This is a genomic window from Dyadobacter sp. CY323 (genome assembly GCF_021390245.1).
Taxonomy (GTDB): Bacteria; Bacteroidota; Bacteroidia; order Cytophagales; family Spirosomataceae; genus Dyadobacter.
Map to the genome: position 1 here is coordinate 225,005 of NZ_JAJUXH010000001.1, position 14,037 is coordinate 239,041.

Genomic DNA, 14,037 nt, shown 5'->3' on the forward strand with positions numbered 1-14,037 from the left:
AGTCGTGTATTCAATTTTGTTAAGATAACAGATCAGGGCCGCAGTTAAGACAGATAGTCGAAGTTAAATTTCAGGTGACGGTAGAAGTGTCTCAATTGTTCGAGCAGAAAGTTATTACTCTCGCGCCACATGTTGCGTTTCATGGTGCTGGGCTCAGCTTCTGAATTTTTTTGAATAAATAAACCCTGAAAATCTTTATAGAAAAAAGCTTTTCCATTCTTTTTAAGGAATGACATCATCATGCTATATTCCGTCACATCGCCTTTTTTACCTTCCACATACCTTCCGAACTTTTCGAAAAAGTTACTGCGTCGTAAATGCGGATGGTCGCTGTACGCGTAAAATTTCTGATATCCCGGCTTCCAGACTCTAAAATCCATTTCGTAAAATCCATTTTCCGGGTTTTTCAAATAAGGATATTCAAAATAGGCATAGAAACGCACGACATCGATTCCGGGCTTTTTCTGCATGATCGCGAGTGCATTTGAAAAGCTGTCCGGGAAAATGGCTGTGGGTGTAAAGTCTTCCTGCACATACAAAGTCAATGGAGTTTGTACGGCATCCTGGCCTTTGTTGATGTTGTTTCCGAGCCCGCGGTTTTGCGGTGTAGTAATGAGCCGGAAGTCAAAGTTCTCCTGCAATTTGCGCAGATAGGAAATGTGCTCCGGCTTGCTGCCGTCATCCGAAACGACAACGTCCCCGAACCGGCAATGCAGCTGCTGAAAAGATTGCAAAAGCTGTTCAAGGGATTGGCTGCGGTTGTAATGCGTAATCAGAAGCGTTACATCCTTAAAAAAGTAGTCGTTTGTCATAGTACGATAATCAGCCGGGTTACTTCATGAACACGAGGTCCAGCGTGTTTTTTAGCCAGCGGTAACGAAGATAAATGAGGCGGGATAATTTGATCAATGGATTTTCGCTGAGACGCCAGTCTGCGCGCACCATGGTACTTGGTTCGTCAGAAGAGTTTTTTTGATAAAATAAAGCGGTGAAGTTATTGAAAAACAATCCTTTGCCTTTTTTCTGTAAAAAGCTGACTGCCATTTTATATTCAGTCAGATCACCTTTAATGCCCTCGGGGTATCTTCCGAATTTTGTGAAAAAATCACTTCTCCTCAAATGCGGATGGTCACTGTAATAGTAAAATTTCAAATGGTTCATATCCCAGAACGAATAGATCATTTCGGAAAATCCTTTTTTGAAGGGTTTCAAAGTAGGGTAGGCGAAATACGCGTAAAAACGAACAATATCCAGGTTTTTATCTTCCCGCATGAACGTCAGTGCATCTTCGAAATGCGTGGGGAAAATCGCTGAGGGTTGAAAATCTTCCTGCACATAAAGCGTATAAGCCGTTTTCACAGCATCCTGTCCTTTGTTGATATTATTGCCAAGCCCGCGATTCACAGGTGTGGTTATCAGATCAAACGTAAACCGGTTTCTGAGGTCTTTTACTTTCTCAAGATGTTCCGGCCGGCTGCCATCATCGGACACAACAATACCCGCAAACCGGCAATGCAGCTCCTGAAATGAAGTGAGCAGGCGCTCGAGAGATTCGCTTCGGTTATAATGTGTAATGAGTAAGGTTGTGTCGGGGAAAAAATGCTGCATCATTTGGTTAAAAGAAAGACAGGAAATCACGCATTCCGTTCAATTGTCGCTTTGCGCGGTTCACGAAAGCTTTGGTGATGCTGCCATCGTCGAGCAGGCGTCTCGGAGAGGTAAATACCGTTGCTTTGGAATCGGTAACCATTTTTAACCTTCCCGCTTTTTTAAGGTTCAGCGCCATTCTTCCATCTTCCGCCTCGTTTGCATAATCACTTCCGACAATATTGGCATATACCCGCGAGCCGCTTACTTTGAATCCGCCCGTGGTACGACCTACTTCTGTAATGAAACCCATATTGAACCCATACACATTGAGATACTCCCGGTTCTTTTTCCGGATGCGGATCATCACGCCGGCCGACTTCTCGTAAAGCCAGAGTCCGAAACGGCCCTGATTTTCAGGCGGTATGAACGCATAGTTTCCATATACACCCGTAATTCCCGGATCTTTCACCATGGGGGCCACCATGAGGTCAATCCAGTCGGGTGGGTAAAACGTATCGGAATCGGCGCAAAGGTGGTATTTACCGCGAGCGAGATCAAGTCCCATTTGACGCGCAAACGGAGTTCCCTGAACGGGTTGAAGGAAGTTCCGCACACCCAGGCTGTCCAGCACATGCTGCGTACCGTCTGTCGAATTATTATTAATGACGACGATCTCCACCTTATACTTTGTGCGGCTGGCCGAGAGTGAGGAAAGGGTCCGGTAAATGTTGTTTTCTTCATTCCACGCGGGGATCACCACCGAAATGTCGGGGTTCTCGGGATTGAAATGACTGATGCTGGTTTTCAAACGAGCAAGATCTTCTTCTGAAAGATCCCTGAATTGTTTTTTTGGAAATAGGTGGGGTTTAATCCAGGCAGGTAAACCAAATATACTCATATATCTTTATTCAAAAAGAGAAACAAATCCAGCGATTAAACATAAGGAATTTATAGAATTATTTCGAAGTTTGCGGATCATTTTTTTGATTCCTTGTGGTAAATATTTCTTAAAAAGAAACATATTTGCATTACTCCGGGGCGGCTTGTCAGCAGGAAATGGAAACGTCAATTTTGATCTTGCATGAATTACAAACTTTTACAAAAACTTCAAAATAAGCATTTTCTCTCCTTTGCCGGCAACGGCGTTATGTCTGTTTTAGGGATGCTCAACATGATCATCCTGTATCGCGCACTTTCTGTGACGGACATTGGAATGTGGGTTTTCTTTCTTTCCATTCTGCTTCTGGTTGACACCTTCCGTTCGGGTTTCTTAACGACTGCATTTATTAAATTTTACGCTGGCGCGGGGAAGGAACGGAGTGCCGAGGTGCTCGGTTCTGCCTGGTTTCTGGCCGCCATTATTACGGGTATCCTGCTCATCCTCAATGTTCCGGCATACCTGTTTTTATCTTACATTAAAAACCCTTCGCTGGCATTCTTCGTCGAATGGTTTGGGATCATTTATGTAGCTTCATTGCCTACGTTCATTGCGACGTGCGTAGTCCAGGCCGAGCAGCGGTTCGACCAGTTGCTTTACATTCGTTTCTGGAATCAGGGGATATTTATTTTGCTGGTATTCGGGATGGTGGTCACCAATACGGCCAGTTTGAGCAACATTATTTACGCCTACCTCGCGGGCGCTGCGATTACCAGCATTTTCACGATGGCAATGGGCTGGTCCAGGATTTCTTCTATTAAAAGCAGAAGCACCGCTTGTGTGAAAGAACTGTTTCATTTTGGAAAGTTCACCGTGCTCACGACGCTCAGTTCCAACCTTTTCGGGACTTCCAATACCATGATAATCAACTTCATGCTCGGGCCGGCGGCGCTAGCTGTTTATAGTCTCGGCCAGCGTTTAATGGAAATTATCGAAATCCCTTTACGCAGTTTTGCGGCAACGGGTATGCCCGAACTTTCAGCGGCGTATAATGCGGAAGACAAGCAGCATGTGATATTTACATTGAAAAAATACGTGGGAATGATCACCCTCGCATTGCTTCCGGTTTGTCTCTCGGCGGTTGTACTCTCCGATGTCGCTATCGGGATTATCGGTGGCCCGAAATACGTTCACAGCGAAGCAGCCAATATCATGCGAATCTTAATGATTTTTGCGCTTCTTTATCCGCTAGACCGCTTTTTCGCATTAACGCTGGATGTGATCCATCAGCCGCAGATCAACTTCGTGAAAGTACTCATTATGCTGGCGGGGAGTGTCATGGCTTCATTCGCCGGGATCTATATCACCGGCAATATCTATGGCGTCGCGGTTGGTGGTGTTGTTCCCATCGTGATTGGCATCGGGATATCCAAATGGGCACTGAACCGGTACTATCATTTCAGGTTTGTGGATATTTATAAAGAAGGTTATTTTCAAATCCGCCAGCTGGTGCAGACGTATTGGCTCACGCTTTTTCCTAAATAAAAGAAATGTAATTGGCCGTCACATTCGCAGCCAGTCTGCCGGAATGAGGTCATTTGTGTTCAGGTCCGGCATGTTGTTGTACCACTTCTGCGGTGCCACTACCATTTTGCCCGGGTAAGAATTCAGCCAGGCGCCCCACCAGCTGAACGAGCTGTTTGCAATAATGTGGTGTTTGCACGTCCGCATGAGCATCAGATCTTCCAGATCACTATTGTCTCCCGCACTTTCGACATAAACGGTATTTGAATCTTGCGGGAAATTTTCCTTAACCCACTGAAAATCATCAGAGAAGACAAAGAATTTGCAAGAAGGCATTTTTTCTTGGAACATGTCCGTCGCACGTTTGTAATAGTCGAGGCCAATGAAGCCAAACTGATTACTGAACTGGCTGTTGTTGACATAATCGCCCCGGCGGATATGCAACGAAATGGGATTTTCTTCTTTCTTAATTAATGCTTCAAACTTCTGAAATTGAGGAGTAGCAGCGATTTTTAATGTGATTTCCTTCTGCAGAACATCCTGAATGTCTTTAAAATATTGTTCGGTCTGCCAGAATCCGCTCAGGTACACAAACATGGATTTTGCAGTTAAAGCCCTGGCATTGAAACCGTCATTCCCTTCCCGGACCAGCTCGAATAATGGAGGTAAGCTACGCTGTGGAAACAGTTTTGTGGCTTTGGACAGATAGATCAGTACAGGCGAAGTGTCCAGAAGCTGGTAATCAATTTTAAAATTATTCAGCCTGAAACTTCTGAACGTGTCTGTGGCGTAATGGTGATTGTAATAACGTAAGTCGAAATAAAGTGAGGTTTTGGCTTGTATGGAAAGCTTGCGTGCAATGGCATACTGAAACAACTGGTTGCCGAGGCCATGCGAAATTTTGCTAATGATCATGTCAGTTCACATTAATGAGGTAGAGCGGTTTATGAAATTTTCTCCTTGATCGCCGGTCGGGTGGCGGACTTATACTGAAACCGCATTTCAATGTTTTTGTAAGTCCACACGGAAACAAAATAGATTACAATGAAATTGAGAATGAAAAGGTACGAGTACGCGCTGGGCGGAAATTTGAGAATGCGTATAAAAAGTACATTGAAAACACTGATAATCAGCGCGTGGGTCATGTAGATCGAGTAAGAGTACTGACCGAGTTTGTACAAAAGTCTTACACTTTTGAGTCCATGGGATATGACGCCTTTTTCAAACGAAAATGTGTAAATGCAGAGGAAAAACAGAATTTCAAAAATGGCTCCCCAGGGTTTCATGACTTCGCCATTGTAAATACATAAAACGATAAGCAGTAATGTGACGAGTTCGGCGGCGCTAAATAGAGCTGGCGGCCAGGTTCTCACTTGTGTATGCGTTTTGTTGAATAAATTAAAACACAAAACTCCGGTGAAAAACCCGAGAATACCACGCAGAAAACCGTAGTCAAAGCTGTAATTGATCTGAAAACTGCGCGAGACGAGCCACAAACCGGCGAGCGAAATGCCGGCGACCAAAACATAATACACATTGCGCACTTTCACCTGATTGGCTGTATGTATCCATAAAACCAATGAGCCGAAAACGAGGTAAGCCATCATCTCTGCGCTGATGGACCAGCTGGGAATATTCCAGCTTACATCCTCCACACCCGGAACAGGCGTAGAATTGATCAGAAAAAGCGAGGTGAAAAAGGTGTAAACGTTATTCGCAGGATTGACGAGATTGTTGACTTTAATATAGGGGTTTAATAGATTTTTTGCGATCTCCATCCCTACAAACGCCAGCAGCATAAACAAATGAAGCGGGTAAATCCGGTAAATGCGTTTGGTAAGAAACAATCCGAGCTGCTCCCGGCTGGCAATGGACTGATAACTGTACGCGATCACGAACCCGCTCAGTACAAAGAAGAAATCGACGAACATATCGGAATTTTCAACAAATGCATTGTTGAGGATTGGCGTATCGGCAAATGGACCAAGGTGGAAAAGAAACACCAGGGACGCGAACAAACCGCGAAAAATGTCCAGTACTTCAAACCGATGCCTCATTATCAATCGTTTTTAAGGTTAAATGTGCTGCGAAAATGGTTGATGCCCGCTTCGCGACGGTATTCGAATGCATCCGAGGCTTTTGTTAAAATGAGCAGCCCGAAATGCTCACTGGTATCAGCCAGAAGTTCGGGAATGTGTGGTATGCCAAGTTCCTTTACATGGAAAACGGCACGGCTTGGATCGGGCGCGCTGACCCAAAGTGATTCGGACCCATTGTGATAAAGCTGAAACACTTGTGGAAACAGGTCGTGTTGGATAGGCCACGATACAGATTTACCGATGGCATATTCTGTAAGCGTTAATGGATGCCCGTCTTCCTGTTTCTCGATGAGGAGTTCCTTTTCGTTACTCTGTATAATCATCAGGCATTCGCCGACGCCGGAATGTTTGATCGCATTTGTCACCAGTTCAGTTACTACCCACTTGATCCGGGTAATGATCCCCAGGTCCATCCGATCCTCGCCCACACACTCTTCTATCTGAGCAATGCAAAGATTTACTGTGTTTGAAACTTCTTCCAAATCACATTTAAACACCATGTCAAAACTTTTGCCGTGACGGTCCATGCGTTAATCTAAATTTTCCATCGCCTCAGTGAAATCTTCATAAATTTTGAACACTTTGTCCATTCTGATCAGCTTCAGAAGATTATGTACATCTGGCTTTAAGGCCACCAGGTAAATATCAATTTTTCGGGGCAGGGCATATTTCAGCGCAACGACCAGGCTGCCCAAAAAGGAGCTGTCTATATAATTGACATTTTCAAAACTTACGATAATCAACCTGGCGCCACTGACCATGAGGTCGATCATTTCTTCTTTGAACAACTCGGCATTTCCGAGATTTGCCTCTACAGGCAGGATGGTTGCCTGTACAACCTGGTCTAATTTGTTAATTTCGAGAATCATGCGGTTTCGTATTTTTCAATAAATATGATGCTTGCGTCGTCCAGTTGATTGGTGTCGTCAATGCCTTCCAGGACATTTTTTTTGATCAAATCGAAGCTTTCGGCGCGTCCCAGATACTGACTGATTTTTTCAACAAAAAATGGATAATCGCTTTTTTTAGTGCCTTTCGAGGGGATATCGATCATGCCGTCCGAGAATATGACAAGCTGGTCTCCCGGCTTCATCCGGATCGTTTGTTTGTCATAAAGCCCATCTTCGAGCAGGCCCAGCAACAGTCCCGAAGACTGGACGGTGGTGGTCTGGCCGGTTTCGGCATTGAAATGAATTAATGGAAGATCGCCGGCGCCGGTGTAATGGATCTCGCCGGTGTGAGTGTCAAGAAGCAGGAGTGAAAGACTGGACAGTATGTTTTCGAGACTTTCATCCAGGTATACCAGTTTATTGATCTTATGTACGATCGTATCCAGCTCAAAATCGTTATCGAGTACGCAGAAACGGATTGCGGCGCGGATGTAGCTGAGAAACCCAAATGTGAAAAACCAGGCTTTCCATTTCTTTCCCATAATATCACCCAGGAATGCAAAACAGAACCGGCTGTCTACCTGAACGAAATCGATGAAATCACCGCCCGGATAACCGCGGAATCCCTTATGCCAGAAATGGATATGAAATCCGGTAACCTGCGGGGAACGCACCGGAATGGACTTGACATCGAGTGTTTCCGCAGCCACTTTCAATTCGCGTATCGACCTGGAATGCTCGTTTTCAAGTGACTTGATGATGTTGTTTAACTTGGAAATGATGACCGGGATAGGCGTTTCCTTGTTAATGAAATCCAGCGCATACATGCTCAGCCCTTCCAGCACCAGCTTGTTGTCCGTGAAGGAAGTCAGGAAGACAAACGGAATGTCGCTGATGTTGGGGTTCATGAGTACCGCCTGCCTGAAATCGAAACCGTTCATTCCGGGCATGTCATAATCCGAGAGGATGAGGTCCGGCGCTTTCAGAACGAGGCTTTCGAGTGCTTCTGCGGCGGTAGCACAAAGTATGCACTGGTACCCGGCCCGCGTTAAGGCATGCTCCACCACCTTGCCGAAAACTTTGCTGTCTTCAACCAGCAGGATCTTTTTGACGTCCGTCGGAGGGGTAGGGAACGCGATCATTTCTTATTGAAGTTTAAAACAAAAAGAAGGATTCCGCCAAAAATGATCAGCAGAGAAACCAGGTCCATAACCGTGACGCCATCATTGATATTGAAATAATACACCGTAAAAATCTCGAAACTGGGCGGTGCCGGCATGATGATCATTGCAAAACCTACGACGATCAAAATGACGGAAAGGATGAATATGATCGCTTTTTGAATCGTATTTCGTCTGAGATAGCTGCTGCTGATCGTGCTGTCGATCTGATTTTCGGCAAGTAGTTTTTCCAGTCCTTCCAGCAATTCTTCCCGGGAGAGGTTGTTTTCCTGGTCCAGTTGCTGGAATGGGGCCAGCTTTTTGTCGGCAGATACCGATTTTTCAAATGCGTCCGCAATTTGCTGTTGGTATAAACGCGAAGTATGATTGTCAACGGCCGATTTCCCGACCACTTCAATCAGTTCCTGAACTTTATTTGCCAGCAAATTTGTATCCGACTCGTTTTTTGAAATGGTACTCACAGAATTTTCGAAAACCTATTGATGGCCAGAGCTGATCGTTTCACGCGCGCAACGAATGGTTGGATTGGATGGAATACAATGCAATTTTCTGTTCGTTGGGACAAAATCGGATGCGTCAAGCTACATTTCTCTTAAAGCTATATTTTTATTCTTATTTTTGAAATAGTTCTACAAATCAACAAAAATATTCCTTCAGTTAGAACGGTTTTCAGCAGTCATTTCTAGGGATGAAGAAAGTTTCCATCATAACGGTCAATTTTAATCAGCCTCAGGTTACCGAGGATTTGTTGAAATCTATAAAAGAGGTCAATACCTACCCGAATCTGGAAATTATCGTGGTCGATAATGGCAGCAAGGTCGATCCTGTTCCCCAATGGAAAACCCGGTACGAGGAGATCATTTTTATCCGTTCGGAAAAAAATACGGGATTCGCCGGTGGAAATAACATCGGCATTCGGCGGGCAACAGGCGACTATTTGTTCCTGATCAATAATGATACAGAAGTAACTTCCGAACTAATTGGGAAGCTTGTAGCGGATCTGGACGCGAACCCGAAAATCGGCATGATTTCGCCCAAGATCCATTATTTTGACCAGCCTAACATGCTGCAGTATACGGGCTACACACCGATGAATTACTACACGGCACGAAATGCGTGCATGGGCCAGTTCGAGGACGATCGTGGTCAATACGATTCTCTGAGCGGGGTTACCGGCTACGCGCATGGTGCTGCAATGATGATCCGCCGGGAAGCAATGGAAAAAGCGGGGTTAATGGCCGAAAACTACTTTCTTTATTATGAAGAACTCGACTGGGGTGAACGGTTCAAAAAGGCTGGATTTGAAGTCCACGTCGATCTTTCTGCATTAATTTATCACAAAGAATCGGTTTCAGTCGGGAAAAGATCTGCTCTGAAAGAGTACTTTATGAACCGCAACCGCATTTTGTTTATCCGTAAAAATGCGCCAGGTGTAACCTTCTTCCTTTTTTGCTGCTACTTCATGGCCGCAGTGGTTCCACGGAACCTGATCCAATACATTCGAAACCGGGAGTTTAGCTTTATCCCTGTTTTTCTTAAATCAATTACCTGGCATTTCAAAAACTCTCCCGACAGCGACGATCTGGGATATACCCTGACACGATAATTATGGAAATACTCTTCTGGCTCAGTTTATTCGTTGTTTTTTACACATTTCTTGGTTACGGCATTGTTCTTTATATTCTGGTAAGGATTCGCCGTGCATTAAAGGGACGCAGGCTCGCGCCGGGATTGGATCAGGATTTTCCTTCGTTGACGCTGATTATCGCCGCGTATAATGAAGAAAGCATCATTGAGGAGAAAATCCTGAATACGCTTGAACTCTCCTATCCGGCAGGCAAGCTGGAATTGATTTTCGTCACAGACGGTTCTTCGGACCGCACCCCGGAACTGGTCAGCAGATATAGCCAGGTAAAGCTCCTGCACACGCCTGCTCGCAGCGGGAAAATCCTGGCCGTACACCGGGCCATGCACGAAGTGACCAGCGAGGTAGTGGTTTATACGGATGCAAATACGTTTCTCAATAAAGATGCATTGCTGCTCATTGCCAGGCATTATGCCGATCCGACGGTAGGGGCGGTCTCCGGGGAAAAAAGGGTAATGCAGGATTCGTTATCGGATGCGACAGCGGGGGAGGGTTTCTATTGGAAATACGAGTCGGCGCTGAAAAAATGGGATTCGGAGCTTTATTCGGTGGTCGGTGCTGCCGGGGAACTGTTCAGCGTCCGCCGATCGCTTTATAAGGAAGTGGAGCCGGACACCATTCTGGATGATTTTATGATTTCCATGCGCATTGCACAGCAGGGGTATCGCATCATCTATGAGCCGGATGCCTACGCGTCCGAACTCTCGTCGGAAAATATTACGGAGGAGCTTAAGAGAAAAGTAAGGATTGCGGCGGGCGGCATACAGTCGATTTTGCGGCTTCAAAAATTGCTTAACCCATTCCATTATCCGATGTTATCATTTCAATACATCAGTCACCGGGTTCTCCGCTGGACCATCACGCCTTTTCTGATGATTCTTGCATTTATTCTGAACATCCTTATCGTTTCGCAATCTGCGCACTGGATTTACGCGCTCATTTTGGCTGGGCAGCTTCTTTTTTATGGATTAGCTCTCGCGGGATGGATTTTGGAAAAACGGAAGATCAAGGTCAAAGCATTGTTCGTGCCTTATTACTTCTGCATGATGAACTACGCCGTCCTCGCGGGAATCCGAAGGTATTTTAAAGGGACACAAAGTGCCGCCTGGGACAAGGCAAAAAGAAAAAGCGTGCAAATTTGAAGTGCACGCTTTTCGGGTATTTGTTATTTCAAAGTTGTTTCAACCGCTCAGATTCTTCTTCTAATATCGGAATGACTGCATTCAATTCATTCGAAATACTCAGATAGCGATCCATCAGGTCCGCTGATCCGGCATTATTTTTAATCGCTTTTTCCAACTCATCCACTTTCGGGCGGATCATCGTCAGCCCCGTCATTGTAAAGGAAGGCTTCAATCCATGAACAATGCTAGCAGATTCTTTACGGTCATCGGTTTCCAAAGCTTGTTGAAGCGTGTGCCACCGGGGGAGTGAATCGCTTAAAAAGGCATCGAAGATCATGTAAAGAATTACCGGATCTTCCCCATAAGCCTGATTAATGTAAGCAGCATCCAAAGCCGGATTAAGTTGTAAAGCCATCGGTTTTTTGTTAAAGGTTTTTCAAACGCTGAAATAGGTGGTTTACTAAATCTTCATATGCGGATGTCCCGCGAGAGCAAAACCGCATTTTTGCAAAACTATCACTTTTATTGGTTCACCGTGTCTTTTACTGCTTCATTTGATGGCTGTTTTGCTGCCTCTTTATCTTTCTTTTTAAAATAGCGACGGAACAAGAAATTGGACCGGAGCGCCTGCATATTTTCATCCAGCTTTTCGGTACTCGATTCAAGGTTTTTCAGTGTGCCTTTCAAGTTTGAAGCAGTGGATTCGTCGTGCAGCAATACACCTAATGGGCTGGTCGTGTTTGAGTTCAGGTCAGCACTGGCTGTTTTCAGATTGTTGACCATCACATTTGCGGACGAAACGGTTTCATTCAGCTTTCCAATGGTACCCCTCAGGTCCCGCATGATTACGGTATCGGTCGCGAAGTCGTTTGCCAAACCACCTTCTTTGGTCAGTTTGCCGCTATATTCGGAAAGAGATGCGGTTAAAGTCTGCGCATTACCCGCCGCTTTTTTCAATGCTGCCAGGGTTTGGTCTACATCATTATAAAGGCGTTCGTCATTCAGCAACATTCCCACGGTACCTTTTCCAGCGAGAATATTTCCGCTGATGGTTTTAAATGCGCTGGTAATTCCCAGCAGGTTTTTATTATTTTCTGACAAAACCGCCAGCATTTCTTCGGTACTCTCTATCTTTTCCACAGCCAGTTCGTCGCCGTCTTCAATGGATGGCACTTTTTGGGTACCACCGTAGATAACAATGATCTTATTCCCGATGAGACCATCCGTACTTACTTTGGCTTTTGCATTCTTCCGAACAAATTCCTGTGATTTTTCCTCAATGTTAAGCATCACTTCAACCCGGGAATCCGAAAGGAAACGAATGGATTTTACCGTCCCGATCTTCACACCGGAGTACCAGATATTATTCCCTTGTTTGAGTCCATTGACATCATTGAAAATCGTTTTGACGACAATGTTGGAGGAAAATACTTTCTTCATGCTGCCAATCGTAAGTATTACGACCACAAAGATTAAAATCCCGATCACGACAAACAGACCGACGGTTATGGAGCGTTTTCTTGTTGATGTTTCCATTATTTACTGAATAAAATTATAATCGTAAAAACTTTTGATTCTCGGCTCGTCCGATTCAAATACTTCTTCAAATGTGCCTTGTTTGAGAAATTTCCCATCCAGAAGCATGGCAATGCGATCGCCGGTTGCCCGGGCGCAGGTCAGGTCATGGGTGATGATGATTGAGCTGGTGTGATACTTCTCTTTTACTTCATTAATCAGCTCGTTGATTTCCAGACAGGTTATCGGATCCAATCCGGCTGTTGGTTCATCGTAAAGCATAATTTCCGGTTTCAGGATCAACGTCCGGGCAATACCAATGCGTTTTCTCTGGCCACCCGAGAGTTCCGACGGAACCTGGTTAATGGTCTGCAAAAGCCCGACCGCATCCAAAACGGATTCGACCTGCTCGTCGATATCAGCGCGTGTAAGGTTAGGGACATTTCGTACCAGTGGAAATTCCAGATTTTCGCGAACAGTCATACTATCGTAAAGTGCGCTGTTCTGAAACGAAAAACCGATTTTTTGACGGATGTCACGTAATTCTCTCTGATTCATCGTCGAAACTTCTTCACCCAAAACCAGGCATTTGCCTTTATCTTGTCTGAGCAGTCCTGCTATGATCTTGATCAATACAGACTTACCAGTCCCGGATCTTCCGAGTACTACCACATTTTCACCTTTTTGAACTTTCAGGTTCACTCCCCTGAGCACGTGCAGGCTACCGAAAGATTTATATAAATCCTCGATATCAATGACAGGCGCCGCAGTTCCGGTATATTCTTCCATTTTTAATTTCTAAAATAATTCGATACCTGAACAATGATCACTTCTTCAATGAAGATGAGGAACATGGAGATAACCACGGCCGAGTTGGCTGCTTTACCCACACCTTCTGTTCCTTTACTCGCATTGTAACCCTGATAACAGCCCACAATCCCGATGGTAAAACCGTAGGCAATAGCTTTGGCGAGTGAAGTGAAAATGTCCAGGAAAGTGATTTGTTCAAATGCGTTTTCAAAAAATGCCCTGAAACTTGTACCCTCATTAAGCGTGACATTCAAATAGGCACCCATTAAACTGACCGCGGTACAATAGAACATCAGGATCGGAATGGTGATTGTAGAAGCCAGCACGCGGGTTACCACGAGAAATTTGAAGGGATTTACGGCCGAAACTTCCATGGCGTCGATCTGCTCCGTTACGCGCATCGATCCCAGCTCTGCGCCAATGCTCGAACCGATCTTACCGGCGCTGATCAATGCGGTTACCAACGCTGCAAGTGCCCGGACGATCGCGATCGCCACCAGGGACGGCAGCCAGGAAACGGCGCCAAATTCCGCGAGTGACGGGCGGGATTGTTTGGTGAAAACCATACCGGTAATGAAGCCGGTCATACCAATCAGCAGCAGCGACTTATTGCCTATTGCGTAGCATTGTTTGATGATTTCCTGGAACTCCATCCTTCCTTTGAAGACTTCCCGGAAGAACCGTAAAAAGAAGACATATCCGTTGTAAACTGCCAGGAAGGCGGAATCTAAACCTTTTGTGTAAACGTGTTCCTTTTTCTTAGCGCTCATTCAATTTTAGAC

At 45.2% G+C, this 14,037-nt stretch carries 16 protein-coding genes; 3 read left to right on the forward strand and 13 right to left on the reverse strand.

Annotated elements, in window-relative coordinates; translation table 11 throughout:
* Positions 1-44: 44 nt before the first annotated feature.
* Genes LZG72_RS00980 through LZG72_RS00990 form a run of 3 tightly spaced genes read right to left on the reverse strand, consistent with a single transcriptional unit; the run spans position 45 to position 2,488 of the window.
* Complete coding sequence (locus LZG72_RS00980; protein ID WP_233866427.1) at positions 45-812, reverse strand: glycosyltransferase; 768 nt, start codon at positions 810-812, stop codon at positions 45-47.
* A 19-nt stretch (positions 813-831) separates the two neighbouring features.
* Positions 832-1,608, reverse strand: a complete 777-nt coding sequence (locus LZG72_RS00985) for a glycosyltransferase (protein WP_233867484.1) — start codon at positions 1,606-1,608, stop codon at positions 832-834.
* Positions 1,609-1,615: 7 nt separating this feature from the next.
* The gene (locus LZG72_RS00990; protein ID WP_233866428.1) at positions 1,616-2,488 is read right to left on the reverse strand and encodes a glycosyltransferase family 2 protein; all 873 of its coding nucleotides are present in this window, start codon (positions 2,486-2,488) and stop codon (positions 1,616-1,618) included.
* Positions 2,489-2,671: 183 nt separating this feature from the next.
* On the opposite strand from LZG72_RS00990, the gene LZG72_RS00995 reads away from it, so the two are divergent.
* Complete coding sequence (locus LZG72_RS00995) at positions 2,672-4,012, forward strand: lipopolysaccharide biosynthesis protein (protein ID WP_233866430.1); 1,341 nt, start codon at positions 2,672-2,674, stop codon at positions 4,010-4,012.
* An 18-nt stretch (positions 4,013-4,030) separates the two neighbouring features.
* Here the strand turns inward: LZG72_RS00995 and LZG72_RS01000 are convergent, their stop codons facing one another.
* Genes LZG72_RS01000 through LZG72_RS01025 form a run of 6 tightly spaced genes read right to left on the reverse strand, consistent with a single transcriptional unit; the run spans position 4,031 to position 8,622 of the window.
* Positions 4,031-4,906, reverse strand: coding sequence for an alpha-1,2-fucosyltransferase (locus LZG72_RS01000; protein ID WP_233866432.1), 876 nt, complete (start codon positions 4,904-4,906; stop codon positions 4,031-4,033).
* A gap of 29 nt (positions 4,907-4,935) precedes the next feature.
* Positions 4,936-6,048, reverse strand: a complete 1,113-nt coding sequence (locus LZG72_RS01005) for an acyltransferase (protein ID WP_233866434.1) — start codon at positions 6,046-6,048, stop codon at positions 4,936-4,938.
* Between the two features lie 2 nt (positions 6,049-6,050).
* Positions 6,051-6,617 carry an anti-sigma regulatory factor gene (locus tag LZG72_RS01010; RefSeq protein ID WP_233866437.1) on the reverse strand — a complete coding sequence of 189 codons (567 nt, stop codon included), beginning with the start codon at positions 6,615-6,617 and terminating at the stop codon, positions 6,051-6,053.
* 3 nt (positions 6,618-6,620) lie between these two features.
* Positions 6,621-6,959 (reverse strand): STAS domain-containing protein, encoded by a 339-nt coding sequence (locus LZG72_RS01015; protein ID WP_233866440.1) that lies wholly within the window; start codon positions 6,957-6,959, stop codon positions 6,621-6,623.
* Positions 6,956-8,122, reverse strand: a complete 1,167-nt coding sequence (locus tag LZG72_RS01020; RefSeq protein ID WP_233866443.1) for a response regulator — start codon at positions 8,120-8,122, stop codon at positions 6,956-6,958. Before LZG72_RS01020 ends, LZG72_RS01015 begins: the two co-directional genes overlap by 4 nt.
* Positions 8,119-8,622: a hypothetical protein gene (locus LZG72_RS01025; RefSeq protein WP_233866446.1), complete on the reverse strand. Its 504-nt coding sequence runs from the start codon at positions 8,620-8,622 to the stop codon at positions 8,119-8,121. The genes LZG72_RS01020 and LZG72_RS01025 overlap by 4 nt, the downstream gene beginning before the upstream one ends.
* Positions 8,623-8,849: 227 nt before the next feature.
* On the opposite strand from LZG72_RS01025, the gene LZG72_RS01030 reads away from it, so the two are divergent.
* Together LZG72_RS01030 and LZG72_RS01035 are read left to right on the forward strand one after the other, a co-directional pair.
* Positions 8,850-9,767 carry a glycosyltransferase family 2 protein gene (locus LZG72_RS01030; RefSeq protein WP_233866448.1) on the forward strand — a complete coding sequence of 306 codons (918 nt, stop codon included), beginning with the start codon at positions 8,850-8,852 and terminating at the stop codon, positions 9,765-9,767.
* A 2-nt stretch (positions 9,768-9,769) separates the two neighbouring features.
* The gene (locus LZG72_RS01035; RefSeq protein ID WP_233866451.1) at positions 9,770-10,948 is read left to right on the forward strand and encodes a glycosyltransferase family 2 protein; all 1,179 of its coding nucleotides are present in this window, start codon (positions 9,770-9,772) and stop codon (positions 10,946-10,948) included.
* Between the two features lie 28 nt (positions 10,949-10,976).
* Here LZG72_RS01035 and LZG72_RS01040 read toward each other — a convergent pair whose 3' ends face one another.
* From LZG72_RS01040 to LZG72_RS01055, 4 genes are all read right to left on the reverse strand, one after another.
* Entirely contained in the window at positions 10,977-11,345 is a 369-nt protein-coding gene (locus LZG72_RS01040) for an Hpt domain-containing protein (protein ID WP_233866454.1), read from the reverse strand.
* A 107-nt stretch (positions 11,346-11,452) separates the two neighbouring features.
* Positions 11,453-12,466, reverse strand: a complete 1,014-nt coding sequence (locus LZG72_RS01045) for an MlaD family protein (RefSeq protein WP_233866457.1) — start codon at positions 12,464-12,466, stop codon at positions 11,453-11,455.
* Positions 12,467-12,469: 3 nt separating this feature from the next.
* Positions 12,470-13,234: an ABC transporter ATP-binding protein gene (locus LZG72_RS01050; RefSeq protein ID WP_233866460.1), complete on the reverse strand. Its 765-nt coding sequence runs from the start codon at positions 13,232-13,234 to the stop codon at positions 12,470-12,472.
* A gap of 2 nt (positions 13,235-13,236) precedes the next feature.
* A complete protein-coding gene (locus tag LZG72_RS01055; protein WP_233866462.1) occupies positions 13,237-14,025 on the reverse strand; it encodes an ABC transporter permease in 789 nt (262 codons plus the stop codon).
* Positions 14,026-14,037 lie beyond the last annotated feature (12 nt).

What these genes read in the sequence shown, in the direction of transcription:
- LZG72_RS00980 (WP_233866427.1), bottom strand. Translation starts at nt 812, where the DNA reads ATGACAAACGACTACTTTTTTAAGGATGTAACGCTTCTGATTACGCAT.
- LZG72_RS00985 (WP_233867484.1), bottom strand. Translation starts at nt 1,608, where the DNA reads ATGCAGCATTTTTTCCCCGACACAACCTTACTCATTACACATTATAAC.
- LZG72_RS00990 (WP_233866428.1), bottom strand. Translation starts at nt 2,488, where the DNA reads ATGAGTATATTTGGTTTACCTGCCTGGATTAAACCCCACCTATTTCCA.
- LZG72_RS00995 (WP_233866430.1), top strand. Translation starts at nt 2,672, where the DNA reads ATGAATTACAAACTTTTACAAAAACTTCAAAATAAGCATTTTCTCTCC.
- LZG72_RS01000 (WP_233866432.1), bottom strand. Translation starts at nt 4,906, where the DNA reads ATGATCATTAGCAAAATTTCGCATGGCCTCGGCAACCAGTTGTTTCAG.
- LZG72_RS01005 (WP_233866434.1), bottom strand. Translation starts at nt 6,048, where the DNA reads ATGAGGCATCGGTTTGAAGTACTGGACATTTTTCGCGGTTTGTTCGCG.
- LZG72_RS01010 (WP_233866437.1), bottom strand. Translation starts at nt 6,617, where the DNA reads ATGGACCGTCACGGCAAAAGTTTTGACATGGTGTTTAAATGTGATTTG.
- LZG72_RS01015 (WP_233866440.1), bottom strand. Translation starts at nt 6,959, where the DNA reads ATGATTCTCGAAATTAACAAATTAGACCAGGTTGTACAGGCAACCATC.
- LZG72_RS01020 (WP_233866443.1), bottom strand. Translation starts at nt 8,122, where the DNA reads ATGATCGCGTTCCCTACCCCTCCGACGGACGTCAAAAAGATCCTGCTG.
- LZG72_RS01030 (WP_233866448.1), top strand. Translation starts at nt 8,850, where the DNA reads ATGAAGAAAGTTTCCATCATAACGGTCAATTTTAATCAGCCTCAGGTT.
- LZG72_RS01035 (WP_233866451.1), top strand. Translation starts at nt 9,770, where the DNA reads ATGGAAATACTCTTCTGGCTCAGTTTATTCGTTGTTTTTTACACATTT.
- LZG72_RS01040 (WP_233866454.1), bottom strand. Translation starts at nt 11,345, where the DNA reads ATGGCTTTACAACTTAATCCGGCTTTGGATGCTGCTTACATTAATCAG.
- LZG72_RS01045 (WP_233866457.1), bottom strand. Translation starts at nt 12,466, where the DNA reads ATGGAAACATCAACAAGAAAACGCTCCATAACCGTCGGTCTGTTTGTC.
- LZG72_RS01050 (WP_233866460.1), bottom strand. Translation starts at nt 13,234, where the DNA reads ATGGAAGAATATACCGGAACTGCGGCGCCTGTCATTGATATCGAGGAT.
- LZG72_RS01055 (WP_233866462.1), bottom strand. Translation starts at nt 14,025, where the DNA reads ATGAGCGCTAAGAAAAAGGAACACGTTTACACAAAAGGTTTAGATTCC.